At 65.2% G+C, this 21,756-nt stretch carries 24 protein-coding genes and 1 pseudogene; 17 read left to right on the top strand and 8 right to left on the bottom strand.

Going from position 1 to position 21,756, the window contains the following annotated elements:
* Positions 1–11 precede the first annotated feature (11 nt).
* The 11 genes and pseudogenes from GKE62_RS06645 to GKE62_RS06605 all read left to right on the top strand — a co-directional run bounded on the left by GKE62_RS06645 (position 12) and on the right by GKE62_RS06605 (position 9,361).
* The gene (locus GKE62_RS06645; protein WP_154691558.1) at positions 12–1,025 is read left to right on the top strand and encodes an NADP-dependent oxidoreductase; all 1,014 of its coding nucleotides are present in this window, start codon (positions 12–14) and stop codon (positions 1,023–1,025) included.
* 19 nt (positions 1,026–1,044) lie between these two features.
* On the top strand, positions 1,045–1,818 hold the full coding sequence (locus GKE62_RS06640) for a ThuA domain-containing protein (protein ID WP_154691557.1): 774 nt from the start codon (positions 1,045–1,047) through the stop codon (positions 1,816–1,818).
* A gap of 68 nt (positions 1,819–1,886) precedes the next feature.
* Positions 1,887–2,750 (top strand): annotated as a pseudogene (locus GKE62_RS19675) (cytochrome P450); the annotation flags it as partial.
* A 61-nt stretch (positions 2,751–2,811) separates the two neighbouring features.
* The gene (locus tag GKE62_RS19670) at positions 2,812–3,123 is read left to right on the top strand and encodes a cytochrome P450 (RefSeq protein ID WP_370516090.1); all 312 of its coding nucleotides are present in this window, start codon (positions 2,812–2,814) and stop codon (positions 3,121–3,123) included.
* Positions 3,120–4,193, top strand: coding sequence for an acyl-CoA dehydrogenase family protein (locus tag GKE62_RS19665; protein ID WP_370516089.1), 1,074 nt, complete (start codon positions 3,120–3,122; stop codon positions 4,191–4,193). Before GKE62_RS19670 ends, GKE62_RS19665 begins: the two co-directional genes overlap by 4 nt.
* Positions 4,190–4,594 carry a Zn-ribbon domain-containing OB-fold protein gene (locus GKE62_RS06630; protein WP_154691555.1) on the top strand — a complete coding sequence of 135 codons (405 nt, stop codon included), beginning with the start codon at positions 4,190–4,192 and terminating at the stop codon, positions 4,592–4,594. The genes GKE62_RS19665 and GKE62_RS06630 overlap by 4 nt, the downstream gene beginning before the upstream one ends.
* Positions 4,591–5,736 carry a thiolase family protein gene (locus GKE62_RS06625; protein WP_154691554.1) on the top strand — a complete coding sequence of 382 codons (1,146 nt, stop codon included), beginning with the start codon at positions 4,591–4,593 and terminating at the stop codon, positions 5,734–5,736. The genes GKE62_RS06630 and GKE62_RS06625 overlap by 4 nt, the downstream gene beginning before the upstream one ends.
* A 15-nt stretch (positions 5,737–5,751) precedes the next feature.
* Positions 5,752–6,513 (top strand): SDR family NAD(P)-dependent oxidoreductase, encoded by a 762-nt coding sequence (locus tag GKE62_RS06620; protein WP_154691553.1) that lies wholly within the window; start codon positions 5,752–5,754, stop codon positions 6,511–6,513.
* A 4-nt stretch (positions 6,514–6,517) separates the two neighbouring features.
* Positions 6,518–7,261, top strand: a complete 744-nt coding sequence (locus GKE62_RS06615; protein ID WP_195908638.1) for a ThuA domain-containing protein — start codon at positions 6,518–6,520, stop codon at positions 7,259–7,261.
* Between the two features lie 2 nt (positions 7,262–7,263).
* Positions 7,264–8,472: an acyl-CoA dehydrogenase family protein gene (locus GKE62_RS06610; RefSeq protein ID WP_154691552.1), complete on the top strand. Its 1,209-nt coding sequence runs from the start codon at positions 7,264–7,266 to the stop codon at positions 8,470–8,472.
* Positions 8,473–8,551: 79 nt separating this feature from the next.
* On the top strand, positions 8,552–9,361 hold the full coding sequence (locus tag GKE62_RS06605) for a LuxR C-terminal-related transcriptional regulator (RefSeq protein ID WP_154693591.1): 810 nt from the start codon (positions 8,552–8,554) through the stop codon (positions 9,359–9,361).
* Positions 9,362–9,438: 77 nt separating this feature from the next.
* On the opposite strand, the gene GKE62_RS06600 is transcribed toward GKE62_RS06605, so the two are convergent.
* The gene (locus tag GKE62_RS06600) at positions 9,439–9,975 is read right to left on the bottom strand and encodes a VOC family protein (RefSeq protein ID WP_154691551.1); all 537 of its coding nucleotides are present in this window, start codon (positions 9,973–9,975) and stop codon (positions 9,439–9,441) included.
* Positions 9,976–10,067: 92 nt separating this feature from the next.
* On the opposite strand from GKE62_RS06600, the gene GKE62_RS06595 reads away from it, so the two are divergent.
* The 3 genes from GKE62_RS06595 to GKE62_RS06585 are packed head-to-tail and all read left to right on the top strand — an operon-like array spanning position 10,068 to position 12,830.
* Positions 10,068–11,486 carry an SRPBCC family protein gene (locus GKE62_RS06595; RefSeq protein ID WP_154691550.1) on the top strand — a complete coding sequence of 473 codons (1,419 nt, stop codon included), beginning with the start codon at positions 10,068–10,070 and terminating at the stop codon, positions 11,484–11,486.
* Positions 11,487–11,490: 4 nt separating this feature from the next.
* Entirely contained in the window at positions 11,491–12,294 is an 804-nt protein-coding gene (locus GKE62_RS06590; RefSeq protein ID WP_154691549.1) for a sugar phosphate isomerase/epimerase, read from the top strand.
* Positions 12,291–12,830, top strand: a complete 540-nt coding sequence (locus GKE62_RS06585) for a VOC family protein (RefSeq protein WP_154691548.1) — start codon at positions 12,291–12,293, stop codon at positions 12,828–12,830. The genes GKE62_RS06590 and GKE62_RS06585 overlap by 4 nt, the downstream gene beginning before the upstream one ends.
* On the opposite strand, the gene GKE62_RS06580 is transcribed toward GKE62_RS06585, so the two are convergent.
* From GKE62_RS06580 to GKE62_RS06560, 5 genes are read right to left on the bottom strand one after another with little or no spacing between them, the layout of a single operon-like run.
* Positions 12,827–13,744: an SDR family oxidoreductase gene (locus GKE62_RS06580; protein WP_154691547.1), complete on the bottom strand. Its 918-nt coding sequence runs from the start codon at positions 13,742–13,744 to the stop codon at positions 12,827–12,829. The genes GKE62_RS06585 and GKE62_RS06580 overlap by 4 nt on opposite strands.
* Before the next feature lie 6 nt (positions 13,745–13,750).
* A complete protein-coding gene (locus GKE62_RS06575) occupies positions 13,751–13,981 on the bottom strand; it encodes a biotin/lipoyl-containing protein (RefSeq protein WP_154691546.1) in 231 nt (76 codons plus the stop codon).
* A 4-nt stretch (positions 13,982–13,985) separates the two neighbouring features.
* Positions 13,986–14,972: an alpha-ketoacid dehydrogenase subunit beta gene (locus GKE62_RS06570; protein ID WP_154691545.1), complete on the bottom strand. Its 987-nt coding sequence runs from the start codon at positions 14,970–14,972 to the stop codon at positions 13,986–13,988.
* Positions 14,972–15,943, bottom strand: a complete 972-nt coding sequence (locus GKE62_RS06565) for a thiamine pyrophosphate-dependent dehydrogenase E1 component subunit alpha (protein ID WP_154691544.1) — start codon at positions 15,941–15,943, stop codon at positions 14,972–14,974. The genes GKE62_RS06570 and GKE62_RS06565 overlap by 1 nt, the downstream gene beginning before the upstream one ends.
* 20 nt (positions 15,944–15,963) lie before the next feature.
* The gene (locus tag GKE62_RS06560) at positions 15,964–16,728 is read right to left on the bottom strand and encodes an SDR family NAD(P)-dependent oxidoreductase (protein WP_154691543.1); all 765 of its coding nucleotides are present in this window, start codon (positions 16,726–16,728) and stop codon (positions 15,964–15,966) included.
* Between the two features lie 151 nt (positions 16,729–16,879).
* On the opposite strand from GKE62_RS06560, the gene GKE62_RS06555 reads away from it, so the two are divergent.
* A complete protein-coding gene (locus tag GKE62_RS06555) occupies positions 16,880–17,512 on the top strand; it encodes a glutathione S-transferase family protein (protein ID WP_230206968.1) in 633 nt (210 codons plus the stop codon).
* A complete protein-coding gene (locus tag GKE62_RS06550; RefSeq protein WP_154691541.1) occupies positions 17,513–18,280 on the top strand; it encodes an SDR family NAD(P)-dependent oxidoreductase in 768 nt (255 codons plus the stop codon).
* Here GKE62_RS06550 and GKE62_RS06545 read toward each other — a convergent pair.
* Both GKE62_RS06545 and GKE62_RS06540 read right to left on the bottom strand, forming a co-directional pair.
* The gene (locus tag GKE62_RS06545) at positions 18,277–19,542 is read right to left on the bottom strand and encodes an MFS transporter (RefSeq protein ID WP_154691540.1); all 1,266 of its coding nucleotides are present in this window, start codon (positions 19,540–19,542) and stop codon (positions 18,277–18,279) included. The genes GKE62_RS06550 and GKE62_RS06545 overlap by 4 nt on opposite strands.
* Positions 19,523–20,281: an SDR family oxidoreductase gene (locus GKE62_RS06540; protein ID WP_154691539.1), complete on the bottom strand. Its 759-nt coding sequence runs from the start codon at positions 20,279–20,281 to the stop codon at positions 19,523–19,525. The genes GKE62_RS06545 and GKE62_RS06540 overlap by 20 nt, the downstream gene beginning before the upstream one ends.
* Before the next feature lie 135 nt (positions 20,282–20,416).
* On the opposite strand from GKE62_RS06540, the gene GKE62_RS06535 reads away from it, so the two are divergent.
* On the top strand, positions 20,417–21,745 hold the full coding sequence (locus tag GKE62_RS06535) for an SRPBCC family protein (protein ID WP_230206967.1): 1,329 nt from the start codon (positions 20,417–20,419) through the stop codon (positions 21,743–21,745).
* The last annotated feature ends 11 nt before the right edge of the window (positions 21,746–21,756 follow it).

Genomic DNA, 21,756 nt, shown 5'->3' with positions numbered 1-21,756 from the left:
ACCATTCGACCATGCCGACCAACCGCCGCTTCCTGCTCCAGCGCCGTCCGCAAGGCGATCCCGTGGCGGAGGATTTCGCGCTGGTCGAAGCACCGACGCCCGATCTTGCCGATGGCCAGTTCCTGATCCGAAACCACTACGCTTCGCTCGATCCGGCGATGCGTGGCTGGATGGACGACGCCGACAGCTACATGCCGCCGATCCCGCTGGGGACGCCGGTGCGCGCATCGACCATCGGGGTGGTCGAGGCCAGCCGTGCCGACGGCTTCACGCCCGGCCAGTGGGTCATGGGCCTCAACGCAATCGAGGAATACTCGGTCGGCACGGTCGGCGGCTTTACCCAGCCGATCGACCCGGCGGCGGTGCCGAGCATTACCAACTACCTCTCGCTGTTCGGCGCGGTCGGGATGACCGCTTATTTCGGGTTGTTCGAAGTCTGCGAGCCCAAGCCTGGCGAGACCGTGCTGGTTACCGGCGCGGCGGGCGCGGTCGGGTCGATCGTTGGCCAGCTCGCCAAGATCCACGGTTGCCGCACGGTCGGCATCGCCGGTGGCGCGGACAAGTGCGCGCGGTTGACCGACCGCTACGGTTTCGATGCGGCGATCGACTATCGCGGCAAGGATGAGGCCGCGCTGACCGCGGCGATCGCCCAGGCCGCGCCGGATGGCGTGGACGTCATCTTCGAGAACGTCGGCGGGATCATCCTCGATGCCGGGCTGATGAACCTGAATATGGGCGCGCGGGTCGGACTGTGCGGCTTGATCAGCGAATACAACAGCACCGCGCCTGTCGGCGCGCGCAATCTGTGGCGGCTGATCGTCAAGCGCGCCTCGATCCGCGGGCTGCTGGTGATGGATTTCGTCGCGCGCTTCGGCGAGGGCGCGGCGCAGATGGGGCAGTGGGCCGCCCAGGGCAAACTGGTGGTCGACGAGCATGTCGACGAGGGTATCGACAACGCCTATCCTGCGTTCATGCGTCTGTTCGCGGGTTCGAACCAGGGCAAGATGATCCTCAAGCTCGCCTGATGCCCAGGTCATCCAGCTAATGGGCGATTTGCTCGTGTTGTCGGGCGGGCATCCCTACGAGGCCGAACCGTTCGCCGAGATGCTCGATAGCCTCGACGGCTGGACGGTCACGCATCTGTTGCATCCCGAAGCGGAACGGCTGGTGGGCGAAGGCGCCGCGGACCAAGCGGACGCGATCCTGTTCTACGATATGCCCGGCTATACGTTTGGCGAAGGCAAGGTGATTTCTAGCCCCCCGAGCGAGGCATTCCGCCGCGCGCTTATGGCCCGTTTCGCCGCCGGGCGCGGCGCGGTGGCGATGCACCATGCGCTGGCAGGGTGGGCGCTGTGGCCCGAATGGGCCGAGCTTGTCGGCGGCAGGTTCCTCTATCAGCAGGGCGAGGTGCGTGGGCGGGCACAGCCGGACTCGGGTTACCGCCACGATGTGAGCTACACCGCGCAGGTAATCGTCGATCACCCGGTCACGCGCGGTCTGCCGAGCGAATTCCCGGTGACCGACGAGCTCTATCTCGCGCCCGTCTTCGGCGACGACATCGTTCCGTTGATCCGCGCCCGGCACGATTTCGTGCGGGACAATTTCTTTTCCGCCGCCGCGGCGGTCGAAGGGCGGATGTTTTCGAATGCGGGATGGGAGCATCCGGACGGCAACGACTGCGTCGCCTGGGCCAAGCCGGCGCTCAATGCGCGGCTGGTGTATCTCCAGTTCGGCGATGGCCCGGCGACCTACGCCAATCCGCATGTGCGCAGGCTGCTCGCCAATGCGCTCGATTTCGTCGCGTCGCCGCCGACCTAGCAAATTCAACCATCGCAACCCCCGGCTCGCTCGGCCTAAGACGATTCTGCAAGATCGGACTTCCACGCATGAACGAGCACGTCAGCCTGTTTTCCCCCGCGACACTGGTCGATCCTTTCGACTTCTATCGCGAAGCCCACGCGGCGGGGACGACAATCGAACACATCCCCGAGATGAACGCGCACGTCGTCTACAGCTACGACCTGTGCTCCGAAGCGACCGGGCGGCCGCAGGACTTCTCCAACGACTTCGGCGCGATGATGGGCGCCGCCGATCCCGAGATCGACGCGATCCTGGCGACCGGATGGGACAATCCGCCGACGCTGCTGACCGCCGACGCTCCGGTCCACACGCGCAACCGCAAACTGGTCAACCTCGCGTTCTCGGCGCCGCGGGTCAACGCGATCGAGCAGGACATGCGGGTCAAGTCGATCGAGCTGATCGAGGCGATGGCGGGCGCAGGCGAGTGCGAATTCGTCAAGGCTTTCGCGGTTCCGCTGCCGGTGGCGATGATCGCCCAGCAGATCGGGCTCGACAACGATCCGACCCAGGTCAAGGAATGGTCGGACGCCGCGGTCGACCGCTTCAGCCAGATGATCGGGCGCGAGCGCCAGCTCGAATGCGCGCGCCTGTTCGTCGACTATCAGCGCTACATGAAGGCCAAGATCGACGATCGCCGCGCCAACGGCGGCGACGATCTGCTCACCGATCTGGTCGAGGCGCGGGTCGAGGGGGAAACCCCGCTGACCGATCCCGAGATCATGTCGATCATGCAGCAGTTCATGGTCGCGGGTAACGAGACGACGACCTCGACGCTGGCGGGCGGGCTGCTCCAGCTCATCCGCAATCCCGATCAGATGGCGCTGGCCAAGGCGGCCGCCGGCGGGCGCGATCCCAAGCTGATCCAGAACCTGGTCGAGGAATCGCTGCGGTACGAGACGCCGACCGCGGGGATGTGGCGGATCGTCACCAACGACACCGAACTGGGGGGGCGTGGCGCTGGCCAAGGGTTCGCTGCTCCAGCTGCGCTATGCCGCGGCCAACCGCGATCCCGCGAAGTACGAGAATCCCGACAAATTCGACGTCACCCGGCAGAATGCGCGCAGCCACCTGGCGTTCGGCAAGGGTCCGCACATGTGCGTTGGCAACATGCTCAGCCGCAAGGAAATGTTCGTCGCGTTCGACGAGCTACTCGAACGGCTGACCGATTTCGAGGTAGCGGACGACAATCAGGTTACGGTATTCCCCAACGTGCTTCTGCGCGGGGTCGTCAACCTGCCGATCCGCTTCAAGCGCGCGGCATGAATTTCGATCTCTCCGCCGAGCAGGAGCAGATTCGCGACAGCGTGCGCCGGTTCGCGGCGAACGCGGATCGGCGTGGGTTACGCTCCGCCGAGGGGGGCTACTCGCTGGATCGCTGGCGCGAGCTGGCCGGGCTCGGTCTGCTGGCGCTCGCGGTGCCCGAGAGCGCCGGAGGGATGGGCGGATCGCCGATCGATCTGGCGCTCGTCGCCGAAACGTTGGGCCATGGCATTGCGCCGGATCCCTGGCTCGAAAACGGCGTTCTGCCCGCTCTCCTGCTGGCGGCCGCGGGGCGCGAGGACCTGGTGGAGAGCGCCGTATCGGGCGACACGTTCTTCGCATTCGCCTTTGCCGAGCGCGCGCGCCGGTTCTCGCTCGCGCCGCGTGCTGTCGTGATCGAGCCAGCGGGCGGCGGCGACGAATTGCGCGGCGAAAAGACCTTCGTCTCCGGTGCGCCGCTGGCCGGGCAATTGCTGGTCCTGGCCGACCGCAAAGGCGTGCCGACCATCGTTACCGTCCCCGCCGACAGCGCGGGTATCGTTCACCATCGCTATCGCCTGGTCGACGGGAGCATCGCGAGCGAGCTGCGCTTCAACCGGGTGCCGTTAGCCAGCGATGCAGACCTTGCCATCGACCCGGTGGCGCTGACCGGCGTGGTGGCGCTGGTCCGGCTGCTGGCCGCGGCGGAAATGCTCGGGTTGGCCCAGCGGTTGTTCGACGACACGATCGCCTATGTGAAAACGCGCGAGCAGTTCGGGGTGGCCATCGGCTCGTTCCAGGCGCTCCAGCACCGGCTGGTCGAGTGCTATGCCGCGCTCGAGCAGGGGCGTTCGATGGTCTATCGCGTCGCCCTTCAGGCGGGCGGCGCGGACTGGCCGCGCGCGGCGGCGGGGGCCAAGGCCTATGTCGGCGCGCAGGCCGACCGTATCGCGCGCGAGGCGGTGCAGATGCACGGCGGGATGGGCGTGACCGACGAGCTTGCGATCGGCCATGCGCTCAAACGAGTGCTGCTGCTGAACCGGCTGTTCGGCGATGAGGATACTGTGCTGACCGAATACGCGGAGGCGGCATGACCGCGCTGGCCCCCATCGCCCCTGACTTGTGGACCGAGGAAGCCGAACCCCGGCTCATCGGCGGCAAGCTGCCGACGGGCGAGATCGTGTTTCCGATGCCGAACGGCGATGCCGCCAACGGGATCGAACCCCATCCGCTGTCGCGCCACGGCAAGCTGTGGTCGTGGACCCGGCAGGACTTCCGCCCGAAATCGCCCTATGAGGGTCCGAGCACGGGTCCGCATGACTTCAAGCCCTATCTGATCGGTTATGTCGAACTGCCCGGCGAGGTGATCGTCGAGAGCTACATCGTCGATGCCGAGCTGGGCGAGCTCAAGCTCGGAATGCCGATGGAATTCACCCTCACGCCCTTCGACGCGACCCGCGCCACGTTCGCCTTCCGGCCGGAGAAGACCGCATGAACCCGGTTTACATCATCGGTGCGGGAATCCACCCGTTCGGCAGGACCGACAGCCGTTCGGGGCGCGAACAGGGCGTGTTCGCGGTGCGCCAGGCGCTTGCCGACGCCGGGCTCGAATGGGCCGATCTCGAGTGCGCCTATGGCGGTTCGGCCGCATCCGGCTCGGCCGACGTTATGGTCAACGAGCTCGGCCTGACGGGGCTGCCGTTCATCAACGTCAACAACGGTTGCGCCACTGGCGGCAGCGCGCTGGCATCGGCGCAGTGGGCAGTGGCCTCGGGCGCGTTCGATCTGGCGCTGGCGGTCGGGTTCGACAAGCATCCGCGCGGCGCGTTCAACGCCACGCCCGCCGCCTATGGCCTGCCCGAATGGTACGGGCAGACCGGGATGATGCTGACGACACAGTTCTTCGCGCTCAAGATCCAGCGCTACATGCAGCTTCACGGGATCACCAAGCGCACGCTCGGGCTGGTGGCCGAGAAGGCCTTCGCCAACGGCGCGAAGACCGATCACGCCTGGCGCCGCAGCGAGGTCGATCTCGACACGATCCTCAACGCGCCGATGATCAACGATCCGCTGACCAAGTTCATGTTCTGCTCGCCCGCCGAGGGCGGAGTCGCGCTGATCCTGGCGAGCGAAAAGAAGATGCGCGAGCTTGGCAGCGACGGCGTCCGCATCGGCGCGGTGGCGGTCAAGACCCGCCCGCCGGACAGCTTCGAGGTGTTCCAGCCCGCGATCAGCGTCAAGGACGGCGGCAAACCGACCGTACTGGCCTCGAAAAAGGCCTTCGAAATCGCCGGAATGGGCCCTGAGGACATCGACGTCGCCCAGCTCCAGGATACCGAGAGCGGGGCCGAGATCATGCACATGGCCGAGAACGGCTTCTGCAAGGACGGCGACCAGGAACAGTGGCTGGCCGACGGCTGGACGAAACCCAATGGCAAGCTGCCGGTCAACACCGACGGCGGCTGCCTGGCCTGCGGCGAGCCGATCGGCGCCTCCGGGCTGCGCCAGGTTTATGAGAACGTGCAGCAATTGCGCGGGCGTGGAGGCGCCCGCCAGGTGCCGAACTCGCCCAAGACCGCGTACAGCCACGTCTATGGTGCTCCCGGGCTATCGGGCGTCGCGATACTTCAGAGGTAGCGGGCAATGGGGCGAATGGACGGCAAGGTCGCGTTGATCTCCGGGGGCGCCGAAGGATTGGGCGCGGCGATCGGCGAGCTCATCGTTGCCGAGGGCGGAAGCGTGATGCTGGGCGACATCCAGGCGGACAAGGCCAAAGGGCACGCCGCCAAGCTTGGCGATCGCGCCGCCGCGATCGAACTCGATGTGCGCGATCTGGCGCAGTGGGACCGGGCGGTTGCCGCCACGGTCGAACGCTTCGGCAAGCTCAACGTCCTTTGCAACGTCGCCGGCATTTCGGAGCCGGGCAACGTGATCGAAGTCTCGCTCGATAGCTGGCAGCGGACCATCGACATCAACCTCAATGGCACCTTCCACGGCTGCCGCGCGGCGCTGCCCGCGATGGAGGCCAGCGGCGAAAAGGGCGCGATCGTCAATATGGGCTCGATGATCGCGATGCGTCCGGGGGCAATGTTCGCCTCCTATGCGGCGTCGAAGGCGGGCGTCGCCGCGCTGACCAAGTCGATCGCGCTCGATTGCGCGGCGCGGGGCGTTCCGATCCGCGCGAACCTGGTCCACCCTGGCGCGATCCGGACCCCGATGTACGAGCGCTACAAGTATTCCGGGATGGCGCCACCCGAAGAGATCGAAACTTCGTTTGCCGCCACGCACCCGATGAACCGGATCGGCGAACCCGACGAGGTCGCCCGCGCAGTCGTGTTCCTCGCCAGCGACGAGGCCAGCTTCACCACCGGGGTCGACTTCACGGTCGATGGCGGCGGTTCGATAAGAGCATGAGACCATGAGCGCACGGATTGACGCCCATTTTGTTGCCGCGGGCAAGTATCACGACATCGACTTCGCCCGGCTCGAAGTGCTCAAGCTGCTCGCCGAGCATCCCCAGATCCGCACCACGGTCGGCTGCGACTATGCCGCGACCGACCGCATCGCCGCCTGCCGGTTCCTCGTCAGCTACACCTGCGACCTGATGCCGAGCGCGGAGGAAACCGCCGCAATCCGCAGCTGGCTGGAAGGCGGCGGCAAGTGGCTCGCGTTGCACGGCACCAACTCGATCCTGGTGTTTACCGAAGGCGGGCAGGTCGATACCCCGAACGACCGGGCCGACGTGATGGAAATCCTCGGCACCCAGTTCAAGGCGCACCCGCCGATCGGCCCGTTCAAGGTCGAGGTGGTGAACCGGGATCACGAACTGACCCGCGGGATCGACGACTTCGAGGTCGTCGATGAGCTCTATCTGTCGAACACCACTGCCGAGATCGACATCCTGATGCAGACCCGCTTCGCCGGCGAGGCGACTGGCTTTACCGCCGGCCAGTGGACGGAAACCGTGGTGCCGGTCGTCTACACCCGCCCGATCGGCCAGGGCATGGTCTCGTACAACGCGCTGGGCCATTGCCGCGGGCATTACGACTTGCCCGGAATGGTCGATTTCTATCCCAACCCAGAAAAATGCGCCTGGAATTATGGGGTCTATTACGAACTTCTGCGGCGTGGCATTGCCTGGGCCATGCGGGAAGGAGACTGACCATGGACATGGACTTTTCGCCCGAAGACCTGGCGTTTCGCGACGAGGTTCGCGCTTTCCTTGCCGAAAACCTGCCCGATCGCATCCGGGTGGGGGCACGGCGCACCGCCGGGGTGTTCGTCGAACCCGACATCGGACTGGAATGGCACCGTATCCTCAACCGCAAGGGTTGGGTGGCCTATCACTGGCCCAAGGAAAACGGCGGAACCGGCTGGACCCCCACGCAGCGCTTCCTGTTCGAAAAGGAGTGCGGCCTCGCGGGGGCTCCCTCGCTGTCGGTTCTCGGCCTCAGGCTGGTCGGCCCGGTGATCTGCGCGTTCGGCACGCCGGAGCAGAAGGCCAGTTTCCTGCCGCGCATCTTGTCCGGCGAGGATTACTGGTGCCAGGGCTATTCCGAGCCCGGCAGCGGTTCGGACCTCGCCTCGCTGCGCACCCGCGCGCGGCTCGAAGGCGACGAGTACGTGATCAACGGCTCCAAAATCTGGACCACCCACGCGCACCACGCCAACTGGATGTTCGCGCTCGTGCGCACCGATCCCGATGTGAAACCGCAGCGGGGGATCAGCTTTCTGCTGGTGCCGATGGACCAGCCGGGGATCGAGGTCGCGCCGATCGTCTCGATGTCGGGCGACCACGAGGTCAACCAGGTGTTCCTCACCGATGCCCGCACCGGGGTCGAGAACCGGGTCGGCGAGGAGGGGCAGGGCTGGACCATCGCCAAGTACCTGCTCGAGAACGAACGTGGCGGTTCGTGCTACGCGCCGCGGCTTCTGCGCCAGATCGACGAAGTGGGGCGCCTCGCCAAGGAAGCCCCTTCGGGCGTCAACGGCGCGCTAATCCACGATCCCCGCTTTCGCGACCGCCTGTCGCGCGCGCGGCTCGAGGCCCAGGCGCTCGAGGTGACCGAACTGCGCATCCTCGCCGACCTCGCCAAGGGGCGCGCGCCGGGGCCGCAGACTTCGCTGGCCAAGCTGCTTGGCTCCAATCTGGGCCAGCAAGTCGATACCTTGCGACTCGAGCTTTACGGATACGACGCGCTGCAGCTGCCCCTGGAGCGGCCGCTCTATGGCAACGAAGCCCCCGAGCCGATTGGTGACGAGGGCGCTCAGGTGGCGATGGGCCGCTACCTGAACAACCGCGCGGCGACCATTTTCGGGGGATCGAACGAGGTCCAAAAGAACATCATCGCCAAGTCAGTCCTTGGACTTTGAACGTGTGCGGCCCTCGCGCAACGAAATGTCGTGGTAGCGAACCCTTGTGGAATCATTACGAATGACCGATAGCCGGTGCATGGCCACAAATGTCGTCGAGCTTCGCACGCCCCGCAGCCAGCTTCCCTACGACGACCTGCTCGAGCAGGTCAGCGTCCGCTGCATTGACGACATCCACGATGCCGCGGTGGCGCTGAGCACGATCGCCAACGAGCGCGGCTTCCAGGTCTGCACCTGCGACGACATTTCCAGCAAGGAACCGATGGTCGATGGCGAGGGCACGATCATCAACGCCGACCTGTTCGGCTGGGTCGAGGACGGCAAGCGCTGGTGGGAAGATCATCGGCTGGCGCTGCGTTCGCCGCTGCCGCGCGCCTGCCGGTATGAGAGCGAGCCGTTCTGGGTCAACCAGCACGGATACTACACACGCTGGCGCAACTCCTATCTCGACGAGATGGAACTGCACGATTTCAAGAAGCGTTCGCTGTGCGACGCCGCGATCGTGATCCCTGTCCATCTGCCGTTCGGGCAGATTTCGGCCAACAGCTTCGTGCCGCTCGATCGCGAGAAGGAAAACCTTAGCGAGGAATTCGCGCTGTATGGTGACCTGTTCGGTCTCGTCATGCGACGCTTCATCGCTGGCTACGTCCAGGCCAATCGCTCGAAACGGCGGATTCCCTCGAATTGCGTGCTGTCGAAGCGCGAGGTCGAATGCCTGCGCTGGGCGGCGATCGGCAAGACCGACAAGGAAATCAGCATGATCGTGGGCCGCAGCCACGCCACGATCCGCTATCACGTCCACCGCGCCGGCGAAAAGCTTGACTCGGTCAACCGCGCCCAGACCATCTTCAAGGCGGGGCAATTGGGGTACCTGGGCTCGAGCGCCTAGGCGGACAGATTCTTGCCGCCTACCTGCCCTCTCCCCTTTCAGGGGTGAGGGCGCGGGTGTTCGTTTTGCACTTCCCCTCAGCCCAGCTTACGCAGCGGCTCGCTGCCGTCCCAGCCGATCCCCGCTTGCTTGATCATGCCGAACAGTTCGGCGGTGCCCGGCTGGGTCTGCAGCACTTCGATCACGCTCCCCGGCCCGCCGCCGGGATCGGCGTAGATGACCCGCCCGGCTTCGCCGACTTTGCCCTCGACCAGGATTTCCGCCCCTTGGTCCGCGCAGGCGGCGTAGGCCTCGGCGATGTCATCGACCAGTACGCAGACGTGGTGGAGCCGGTCGCGCACCGCATATTCGCCATTGTAGATCGACGGCGCGTCGTTTTCCGGGCGAATCAGTTCGATCTGGACGTCGCCCCAATAGGCCAGCGCCAGCGAAAACATCGCGTCGGTCGGCGCACCGCGATAGCGCATTTCCTCCAGTCGGATGTTCTCCATCAGGAAGAACGGACCCACTCCCATCGTCTGGGTCCAATGGCGTAACGCTGCATCGAAATCGCTGGGGAGCCAGGCGAGTTGCATCACCGGGCCCAGTGTCGCCAGTCCGCGCTTGTGGGTCATCGCCGCTACCTCATAGTTACGCTAGGATACGCTTGCACCACGCTGTGCAATCTTCGCAGCATTGCCCACTGCGCAAATGAAGAGTGACCACGGTGAACGAAACGACCAAAATCTCGGCCGGCGAGCGCTGCCCGGGAATGAGCTATACCGACATGCTCGAGGCCGATACCCGGCGCGTGCCCGATTACCTGTTCGAGGAATCGGGCTTCGACATGCCGACCGACGCCATCCCGATCGAACCCTATGTCAGCGAGGAATTCGCGCGGCTCGAACGCGAGAAAATGTGGCCCAACGTCTGGCTGTTCGCGGCGCGCGAGGACGAGATGCCCGACACCGGCGATACCGTGGTGTTCGAGATCAACGACAAGTCGTTCCTGCTGGTCCGTCAGAAGGACGGCGGCGTGCGCGCGTTCTACAACGTCTGTCTTCATCGCGGGCGCAAGCTACGGACGAAGGCGGGCAACGCCACCCAACTGCGCTGCGCCTTCCACGGCTTCACCTGGCGCAACGACGGGTCGCTGAAGGAAATCCCGTGCGCATGGGATTTCAAGCACCTCGAGGGCAAGGACATGAGCTTGCCCGAAGTGCGCGTGAACCTGTGGCAAGGGTTTATCATGATTACCGAAAACGCCGATATCCCTGATTTCGCCGAGTGGCTCGGGCCCGCGGCGAGCCACTACGAGGCCTACGATTTCGAAAACCGCTACACCGGGATGTGGGTGGCGAAACGTATTCCGGCAAACTGGAAGGCCACCGCCGAGGCGTTCATGGAGGCGTGGCATTCTGTCACCACCCATCCGCAACTGCTCGGATTCCTCGGCGACGCCAATTCGCGCTACGATCTGATCGGCGATCATTTCAACCGCGCCATCACCCCGTCGGGCGTGCTCAGCCCGCACATGTCGGGCAAGGACCAGCAATACGTGCTGGACAAGATGGCCGAATTCTCGGGCGGGAGCGACGCCAAGACCAACCGGCGGTTCAGCGCCAGCAACGATGCCGTCGAGTTCGATCCCAACGATCCGCTGCACGCGCGCAAGGTTCTCGCCGAGGCAAGCCGCAAGGGCTTCACCACGCAATATGGCCACGACTATTCGGACAAGTCGGACGCCGAGATCCTGGACAATTTCACCTACAACATCTTCCCCAACTTCTCGCCGTGGATCGGCTATCTGCCGACCCTGGTCTATCGCTGGCTGCCCGGCGACACGGCCGACTGGTGCGTCATGGAGATCCGCCTGCTGTTCCCGACGGCCAAGGGCGAGAAGCGCTCCCGCGCGGTCGAGCGCACGTATATTCCCGACGACCAGCCGTTCGCGTGGGCCAAGCATCTGATGGGCGAAGCGCTGGCCGGGGTGTTCGACCAGGACATGGCCAACCTGCCGCACGTCCAGACCGGGATGAAGGCCTCGGCCAACGGCGTGATGGAACTCGGCGCCTATCAGGACAGCCGGGTGCGGCACTTCAACCGCACGCTGATGAAGTACATCGACGGAGAGCTTCCGAGCTAAGGTGGTGACCCGTCCCATCTCGATGGCGGCGGGGATCATGCCCGAAGCTTCGCCTGCCCAGTTGATAGAGGCGGCGGTTTCGGGACGGTTCGATTTCGGGGGGATGTGGGTCGAAAAGGAGCAGTGGACTGCTGCCACAACTCGTGCAGTAAAGGCGCAACTGGGAGATGCCGGGCTGGCGTTGCTCGATGTCGAGGTGGCGTGGATCATGCCCGGCCCGCCCGATCCCTGGCTGCTCGAACTGGTTGATATCGCGGCCGAACTCGGCGCGCCGAACCTTTTGTGCGTGTCGAGCGACCCCGATCCGGCCGCCACCACCGCCAAGCTCCAGGCAATGGTCGATCGGGCCGCGGGCACCGGCGTCCGCGTCAATCTGGAGTTCGGCCTGTTCACCCAGGTCAAGACAATCGGCGCAGCAGCAACAATTGTCGGCCGGATCGAGGGCGCCGCCAGGGGCCTGCTGTGCGATACGCTGCACTGGGCGCGTTCGGGCGGAACCGCGGAGGCGATCCGCGCCCTGCCGCGCGAATGGCTCGGTTACGCCCAGCTCTGTGACGCCCCCGCCGCCGGGCCCGACCAGTCCGACATGGACGCGATCATCGACGATGCGATCAACCGCCGTGTCGCGATGGGGCAGGGCGGCTTGCCGATCGCCGCGATGGTCGACGCGCTGCCCACCGGATTGCCGGTGGCGATCGAGGAACGTTCAGCTACCCTGCGCGACGCATTCCCTGATCTCAACGGCCGCGCCCGAGAAGTCGCGCGGACCAGCCGCGCCTGGCTAGATGCGCACGAGGCCGCCGCATGAGTGCGCCGCTGGCGATCGTCCAGAACGCTTACGTCGTCGCCAATCTGGAAAGCGCGTGCGATCGGTTCAACCGGCTGTTTGGTGTGGGACCTTTCGTCGGGGGCGGCGAGGGCGTGCTCGCCGATCATGTCTACCGCGGGCAGCCCGCCGAACCGATCCGCATTCGCGGCGTCTTCGTCCAGTCGGGTGACCTCAACATCGAGCTGATCGAGCTGGTGTCAGACACCCCCAGCGCTTTCCACGACATGTTCGGGGGCGAGCGCCGCGAAGGACTACACCACAGCGCGCTGTTCGCCGTTGACTACGAGGCCACCCGGCAACGTTTCGTGGAGCAGGGCTATCCTGTGGCCAGCGAGTTCTCATTTTCCGGGCGGCGCATCTGCTACGTCGATACGCGCCCGCTGCTCGGTCACATGATCGAGATCTATCCCGACCTGTCGCTGATCCGCGCGATGTACGCGCAAGCCCGCGATGCGGCGGCAGAACGCCCGGGCGACCTTGCTTTGCTGCCGTGGGCGGAGCGCCCGCCGATCTAAAGCCCCGCGTTCCAGTCCTTCGACCTGACCCAATCGATATAGGGTGTCCCAACTACCCCTAGTAAATCGGCGGCCAGCGCCGGATCGACGGTCAGCGGCGAGCTGGGCTGGGCGTTGTACCACGAATAGAACGCCGCCATGCCGTGGTATATGCTGTGTGGGGCGATCGCGCTCGATCCGGTCACCAGCTTGCTCATCCGACTGGCGAACTCGTTGGGGTCGAGGCTCTGGAAGCTGACCGGTTTGCCCAGGCCTTCCGACAAGCGCTCGGCGACCTCGTCGCCGACCAGCGCCTCGGGGCCGCCCAGCGGGACATGGCGCCCGTCGGCGGCAGTTGTCAGCAGGCTGGCGACCATCGCCTGCGCGACGTCTTCGATGCACACCCAGTTGATCTTCAGCGACGGCTTGGCGGGATAGGCGAACACGCCTTCGCGCATGATCAGCGGGCGGGTCCAGATGCGATAGGCGTTGTCCATGAACACGGTCGGTTCGATGAAGACGCAAGGGATGCCGGTGGCCTCCAGCGCGGCCTCGATGTCACGGCGGCCGTCGTGGGCAGAGAGGTCAAGGTCGCGGTTGGCGACGAAGCAGGCAGTGTTGAAGACGATCTTTTGCAGCCCGGCGCGTTTGGCTCCGGTGGCAATCGCCCGTCCAAAACCTGCGGCGCGGGCGCGATCGAATTCGAACGGGAGGTGAAATGCGGCGGCATCCTGGCCGGCGAACGCCTGTGCCATTGAATCGGCATCGGTAATGTCGGCGGCAACCGTCGGTAGATCGGGAAACGGAGTTCCCGCCATCGCGTCCGCCCGGCGCACGCCTGCGGTCACTGCAAAGCCCTTGGTAAGCAACTCCGCCACGAGCGGGAGGCCCTGGTCCGCAGGAGCGCCCAGGACGCAGACTTTCTCGATTGCCATTTCGACTTACTCGATCGTCCCGATCAGGTCGCCGACCTGATAAACCTCGCCTTCCTGCCCGGTCGTGCGAATCGTTCCCGATTCCTGCGCCTCGACCTCGGTCGTGCTCTTGTCGGTTTCGACCGTGTAGATGATGTCGCCCTTTTCGACCTGGTCGCCGTCGCCGAACATCCATTCGAGCAGGGTCATTTCGGTGGCGCTCATCCCCAGCTTGGGGATGCGGATTTCGGATGCCATCGTCTCACGCCCTTCCGACGCTGGCCTTGATCGCTTCGACGATCTGCGGCTTCGTGGGAATCCACGCCTGTTCCAGAACGGTGGCGAACGGGACTGCGGAGAATGTCCCGCCGATCCGCAGCACCGGACCCTTGAGCTGGTCCCAGCACTTTTCCTGGATGTTGGCGGCGAACTCCGCGCCGGTGCCGAACGGGCGCACCGCTTCGTGCAGCGTGATCGCACGGCCGGTCTTGCGGACCGAAGCGAGAACGGTCGCCTCGTCGTAGGGCGCGATCGTCCGCAGATCGACAACTTCGACCGAGATGCCTTCCTTGCTCAGTTCCTCAGCCACCGCCAATGCGTCGAGGACCGTCCGGCCATAGGTGATCAGCGAGACGTCGCTGCCCTCGCGCGCGATTGCCGCCTTGCCCAACGGCACCCGATAGCCGGGGCCGGGATCTTCGGACTTGAGGCCATAGCAAAGGATGTTCTCGATGAAGATCACCGGATCGTTGCAATCGATCGAGGCGCGCATCAAACCCTTGGCATCGGCGGCGTTCGACGGCGTCACGACCTTGATCCCGGCGACGTGCGCGAACCACGCTTCGAGCATGTCCGAATGCTGGCCGCCGAATCCAACGCCGACTCCAGTCGTGGTGCGGATCACCATCGGCACGGACGTTTGCCCACCCGACATGAAGCGCAGCTTGGCGGCGTGGTTGACGATCTGGTCCATGCACACGCCGACGAAGTTCATCAGCATGATCTCCGCGATCGGACGCTGCCCCGCCAGCGCCGCGCCGATCGCGGCGCCGATGATCGCGGTTTCCGAAATCGGGGTCGCGCGGATGCGGTTCTCGCCGTATTTTTCGGTCAGCCCCGAGGTAATCTTGAACACCCCGCCGCCCTGCTTGGCTGCGACGTCCTCGCCCAGGCAGAAAACCCCGGCGTCTTCGGCCATAGCCTGGTCAATGGCGTGATTGAGCGCCTGGGTCATCGTGATCATGCCCATCAGGCCATCTCCTCCTCGAACACATCGAGTTTCAGTTCTGCCGGATCGGGCAGGGGTGCGGCCAGCGCGCTTTCGACCGCGGCGTCGATCTCTGCGTCGATCTCGGCGACGATCCTGTCGAGTTCCTCCTCGGTGAACTGGTGCTCGAGCATAACCTTGCGCAGCTTGGGCAGCGGGTCCTCGGCTTGCATCTCGGCGATGTGCTCGGGCGGCATGTAGCTGAAGTCGGCGCCGAAGAAGTGCCCCATCATGCGGTAGCACATCGCCTCGATCAGCGTCGGTCCTTCACCGGCGCGGGCCCGCTCGACCGCGTCCTTCGCGGCACCGTACATCGCGTGGACGTCGTTGCCGTCGACGGTTACCCCCTTCATCCCGTAGCCGACGGCGCGATCCGAGATCGAACGCGTGTCGGTATGGTCGGCATAGGCGGTGTGCTCGCCATAGCGGTTGTTCTGGCACAGGAAGATCACTGGAAGCTTGTAGAGCTGGGCCATGTTCATCGCTTCGTGGAAACCCCCGATGTTCGAGGCGCCGTCACCGAAGCTGACCACGGTGACCCGCCCGTCGCCGTTGTTCTGGCTGGCCATGGCCAGGCCATTGGCGATCGGCAGGCCCGACCCGACCACCCCGGTGGTGACCATGATGCCCTTTTCGGGGTGGGTGATGTGCATCGTCCCGCCCTTGCCCTTGCACGTGCCAGTGGCGCGGCCGAGGCATTCGGCCCACCACTTCTCGGCCGGGATGCCCTTGGCGGTCTGCTCGCCCTGACCGCGATAGGTGCACACGACGTAGTCGTCGTCCTCCAGCGCGGCCATCATCGCGGCGGAGACCAGCTCCTGCCCGCGGACGCAGTAATACATCACCGCGACCTTGCCGCCCATCAGCAGCGAGCGGAACTTCTCGTCCGTCCGGTTCACCTTCATCGTGCGGGTATAGATGTCGCGCAGCTTGTCGCGGTCGATCTCGGCCATGTGCTGGTCTTTCGTTTGACTTAGAACTGAACGCGCTGGGTGAAGCCGCCGTCGACCACGACGTTCGCGCCGGTCATGTACGGGCAGGCCGGGCTGGCGACGAACACCACCGCCTTGGCGACCTCGTCGGGCTCGCCGTAGCGGCCCAGCGGCATCTTCGCGAGCGTGGCGTCGAACAGCGGGCGGACGTGCTGCTTGATCGTTTCCCAGTTGCCGTCGCCGTAATGGATAGCGCCGGGGGAGACGCAGTTGACCCGGATCTTCTGCGCCGCCAGCGCCTGGCTGAGCTGCGAGCCATAGGTGATCAGCGCGGCCTTGAGCGCGTTGAACGCCTGCGGGGCGATGAAGGTTTCGAGCGCAGCGGTCGAAGACATGAACACGATCGAGCCGGTGCCGCTTTCGGCCAGCGCCGGGGTCAGCACCTCGACCGCGTTGACCGCCGCCATGATATCCATGTCGAGCGTCTTCTGCCAGTCTCCGGTCGCGCCCGCGCCCGACGAGCTAGCCATGTGGACGAAGATATCGCACCCGCCGAGAGCGTCGCGCGCCTTCGCCAGCCACGCCTTATAGGCATCGGGTCCGTCGGCGAGGTCCACCACGTCGCCGACGACCTTGCCCGAACCGGCGGCGGAGATCGTCGCCTTCGCCGCCTCGATCTTGTCTTCCTTGCGGCTCATGAAAGCGACATCGGCACCCTCGGCGACGAAATGCTTGAGGCTGTGGAGGCCGAGGCCGTGCGCCCCGCCGTTCATGATGACCTTCTTGCCCTTCAGACCCAGATCCATCGCCCGCTCCTCCGCATATTTTGTGCAATATGAGGTTGCCTAGAGGAATGGATGGTGCGGGTTAATCAGCAAAAGTAAGAGCCGCGCGGGCCTGTGCGTTATGGCAGGTGACGACCATAGCGGCAGTATCGTCCGAACGGGAGAGTACGCGATGAAACTCCATTCAAGCCTCGGCCCCAATCCGCGCCTCGTACGGATGTTCCTTATCGAGAAGGGGATCGAGGCGGAGCGCATCCACTACGACATCATCGGCGGCGAGAATCGCAAGTCAGCGGCCTTGACGGCGAAGAACCCGCTCCAGACACTACCGGTGCTTGAACTGGAAGATGGCACTTTCCTGACCGAGTCCTGGCCCATTTGCGAATATCTTGAGGAAGTGCATCCCGAACCCAATCTCATCGGCCGCACCGCGTTGGAGCGCGCGGAGGTGCGCCGCTGGGTCCGCTGGTTCGACCAGGACGTCGTGGTGCCGATGACGATGGGCTTCCGTGGTGGCGGGGGGCGGCCGATGTTCGAACCGCGGATGCGAGTCGTGAGCCCGGCCGCTGCGGAAGAGCTGACCGCGATGGCCAACGCCAACTTCGTTTGGCTCGACGGCCGGCTCGGTGATCGCCATCATCTCGCGCTCGGGCGCTTCACCCTCGCCGACCTGATCGTGTTTTGCTTCATCAACTTCGGCTTCACCGTCGGATGGACGCTGCCGGAAGGGACGGCCAATCTCGCCAGGCTGGTCGAGCAAACCAATCAGCGCCCCTCTGCGAAAGTTTGGCAGGACAGCGAATAGGTGCCCGATCTTTCGGGCAAGGTCGCGATCGTCACCGGTTGCGCATCGGGCATCGGCGCGGCGACCGTCCGGCGGTTGCGCGCTGACGGGGCGCAGGTGCTGGGGACCGACCTAGCCAAAGACGCCGGGCGGCTGCTTGCCGAAGAAACCGGCGTCTCGTTCGCGCAGCAGGATGTGGGCGAACGCGCCGCGTGGCCGGCAATCGTTGCCCAAGCGCTGAGTAGCTACGGGCGGCTCGACATTCTCGTCAACAACGCCGGGATGGTGGGTGGATCGTCTATCGCCGAGACCAATGACGAGGCGTGGGACCGCGTCCTTGCGGTGAACCTCACTGGCACGATGGCGGGATGCCGCGCCGCGATTTCCGCGATGATCGCCAATCCCGGTGGCGCCACCGGCTCGATCATCAACATCGGGTCGACGACCGCGCTGACGCCGCTGCCTAACGATATCGCCTATTCGGCAAGCAAGGCCGCCGTTCTCAACATGTCTAAGGGGATTGCAACCTGGTGTGCACGGCAAGGCTACGCGATACGCTGCAACACCGTGATTCCCGGCGCGACCGACACCGGGATCCTCGCCAAGGGCGACGCGGATATGCCGGGTTTCAAGGCGGTGGCGGCAAGAATGTCACCGATGAACCGTTTGGCCGACCCGACGGAGACCGCAGCCGCGATCGCGTTCCTCGCTTCGGACGAATGCCGGTTTATGACCGGGGCCGACCTGCTGGTCGATGGCGGCGCATTGGCGATCCATCCGGGACTCTAGCCTGCACCGAGTCGCATCTGACGGCCCGTCCACAGGAAGATGGCGAGCGCCAAGACGCCCCCCACGGCACATACGATCAGGATTGCAGCGCCCAATGATCCCGGGCCGAGCCGGTCGCTCAACCAGCCGACCGTGCCTGCTCCCACCGTTTGGCCGATAAGGTTGTTGAAGAACAACGCGAGCGCGACCCCGAAAGCGCGTTCGCCGGCATCGAGCGAGGTTTGTATCAGCGACAGAATAGGTGCCTGGGTCAGCAGGAAGATAGCGTAGAACACCACGAACAGCGCAAGGAACGGCCAGAATTCAGACTGGTTCAGCGCCAAAGCGAGCGGCACGATGCAAGCTACTCCGGCAATCCCCGGCAACCACGCGCGCCAACGTTCGTCCCGTCGCGCCAGGCGGTCGGTCAACAGGCCGCCCAGGATCGGCCCGGGAATGCCGCCGATGATGAACGCAAGGCCGAGAAACGTTCCGACGACGGCGGGCGTCACGCCGAACTGTCGGATCATGACCGGCGCGGTCCAGATCGCGATGGCGTAGCCGATCATGATTTGCACCGCCCACCCGGTCATGACACCCAGGTAGACCCGGTTTTTCGCGAGCCGCCGGATGGTCTCGCCCAGCGGTCGCTGACGGGCCTCTGCCGCACCGCCCGGTGCGTAGCGGCCGCGGGGCGGTTCGCGGACGGTGAGATAAAGCAGCGCGCCGAGCACGATTCCCGGCGCGCCAAGCAGCACGAACGCCATCCGCCAGCCGAACGCTTGGGCGAGCAGTCCGCCCGCGATCAGGCCGGTCGCGGTCCCGATCGTCGAGCCCAGCGACAGTACTCCCATCGCTCGGCCCAATTCATGGCGGCGGAAGTAGTCGGCGATCAGCGATTGCCCCGCCGGACCGCTGGCGGCTTCGCCGACGCCGACGCCCATCCGGGCGAAGAACAGCGACCAAAACCCCAACGCCGCCCCGCACAACGCGGTCATCGCGCTCCACAGGGTGATCGCGAAGGCGATGATGGTCTTGCGCGTCCGGCGGTCGGCGAGCCGCGCGAACGGAAAGCCGAAGGTCACGTAGAACAGCGAGAACGCCAGTCCCGTCAGCAACCCTAGCTGGGTGTCGGACAGCGCGAACTCCGCCTTGATGTCCTCTAGCAGGATCGACAGCACCAGCCGATCGGCGATGCTGAAGATCCCGGTGCAGACCAGGACGCCAAGCACATACCAGCGGTATGGGCCAGGCGTCTCGGGATCAGTGATGGGGGCGGGCATTGAGGCCGTTGTCGATCGGATACTCGTTGCCGGTCAGGAAGCGCGCCTCGTCGGACGCGAGATAAAGGATCATGTTGGCGACGTCGCGGGGCGCGCCCAGCGCCATCGCGGGCAGCACGCCCTCGGGCACCGGCTCTTCCTTGCCTGGCCGACCCGATACCGCCTGGACCATCGGGGTCTCGATCCCGCCGGGCATCAGCACGTTGCAGCGGACGCCGTAGTTGTTGTCCTGGCAGTGCATCGCGATCGACTTGGTCATCGCGCGGATCGCGCCCTTTGCCGCGGTGTAGGCGACGATCGTTCCGTATCCCATCAGCGCGGCGGTCGAGGCCATGTTGATGATCGAACCGCCGCCAGAAGCCTTCATCAGCGGCAGCGCGTACTTGCAGCCGAAGAACGTGCCCTCGACATGGATAGCCATGTGCAGGCGGAAGTTGTCGGCCGAGCAATCCTCGATCGATTCGAAGATCACGTTGCCGGCATTGTTGACGAGTATGTCGAGCCTGCCGTGAAGCCGCTCGACCTCGCTGATAATCTCCTGCCAACGTGCCTCGTCGCGCACGTCCTGGGCGAAAGCGTGCCCGCCGATCGCGTCGGCGACTGCCTGGGCCTTGCCCAGATCGATGTCGGTGACGACGACCTTGGCGCCCTCTTCGGCCAGGCGCAGGCAATCGGCCTTGCCCAGCCCCATCGCTCCACCGGTGACCAGCGCCACTTTGCCCTCGACACGTCCCGACATGGCCATTTCTCCCAAAGCTTGGCGCCATGGTAAGGGCGTGGCCGCGGTAGCCATACCATCAAAGCCGCTAGGCACTTGTGAGAGTTATGGACCGCGCCGCGCCGGTCTAAGGCCCGGAGGAGAGGAGTGCGCGCGATGACGATGAGCGTCGAGGAAGTCGCCCGGCTCAAGGCGATGATGGAATGGGAGGGTGCGCGCACTGCGCCGCCCGACGGCTTTCCCGCATTGCCCGACATGCCTGCCGCTCGCTACACCTCGCCCGAATACTTCGCGCTCGAACAGCAGCATATCTTTCGCAAGAGCTGGCTCTTCGCCGCCCATCTCGACGAGGTGCCCGAACCGGGTTGCTACATGCGCTGGCACAACGCCGGCGATCCGATCGTCATCGTCCACGGCCACGACGGCGTGGTCCGCGCGTTCTACAACACCTGCCGCCATCGCGGCGCGCCGGTCGTTACCGAGGATCGCGGCAAAGCCGCGCGGCTGGTGTGCGGCTATCATCACTGGACCTACAAGACCGACGGCACCCTGGTGGGCGTGCCCGAGCGCCGCGACTTCGCCGATCTCGATCTATCCTGCCGAAGCCTGATAGCGGTGCGCTGCGAGAGGCTGGGCAAGCTCATCTTCGTCAATTTCGACGACGGCGCCCAGACTTTGCGCGAGTGGATGGGACCGCTGTGGGACGAGTGGGACGAGTTCGGCTTTGACAGCCTGCGCCTCGCCTCGCGCCATTCGTTCGATCTGCAGTGCAACTGGAAGGTCGCGATGGAGGCCAACATGGAGGTCTACCATGTGCCCTTCATCCATGCCGAAACGGTCGCGCCGTTGGTCGACAGCAGGCGCAACTTCAACAGTTTCTACCCCAACGGCCACGCCCGGATGCTCGCGCCCGCGCCGCGTCAGACCAACCGCGAGCACGTCCGTGCACTCGATAGCATGGCCAACTGGCGTCAGATCGAAACCGCCGGCGAACTCGCCCGCACCGCCACGCAGAGTTACACGCTGTTTCCCAACTGGGTCTCGCCGTTGTCGAACTACTTCGTTCCGCCACTGCTGTTCTGGCCGACTTCGCTGGGCACGACGCGGCTCGAGCTGATCACGATGGCGCCCGACTGGGGAGATGGCCCCGCGCCCGATCTGTGGACCGTGCCCGACGCCGACACCGTCAACGGCCGAGTCATGAGCAAGATCATCCTGGAAGACACCCAGTTCGGCGAGGCGATCCAGAAATCGATGGAAAGCCATGGCTTCCAAAGCGTGCCGCTCAGCTACCAGGAAGCCCGCATCTATTCCTTCCACCAGAGTTGCGACCGGATGATCGGGCCGCAGAACGTCCCGGCCAACTTGCGCGTCGATCCGGTGATCGGCCCCGAGTGGGTCTGGCCGAACGATCCGCGGGTCGCTCAGATGCGCGCTGCAACCGCGCATGCCGTAGCGGAAACCGCGCTCGCGGGATCGCCCTAGCGGTTTTGCTA

This window comes from Novosphingobium sp. Gsoil 351, assembly GCF_009707465.1.
In the GTDB taxonomy this organism is placed as follows: domain Bacteria; phylum Pseudomonadota; class Alphaproteobacteria; order Sphingomonadales; family Sphingomonadaceae; genus Novosphingobium.
The sequence above is the reverse complement of the archived record's forward strand: the minus strand, read 5'-3'. Positions and strand labels throughout refer to the sequence as shown.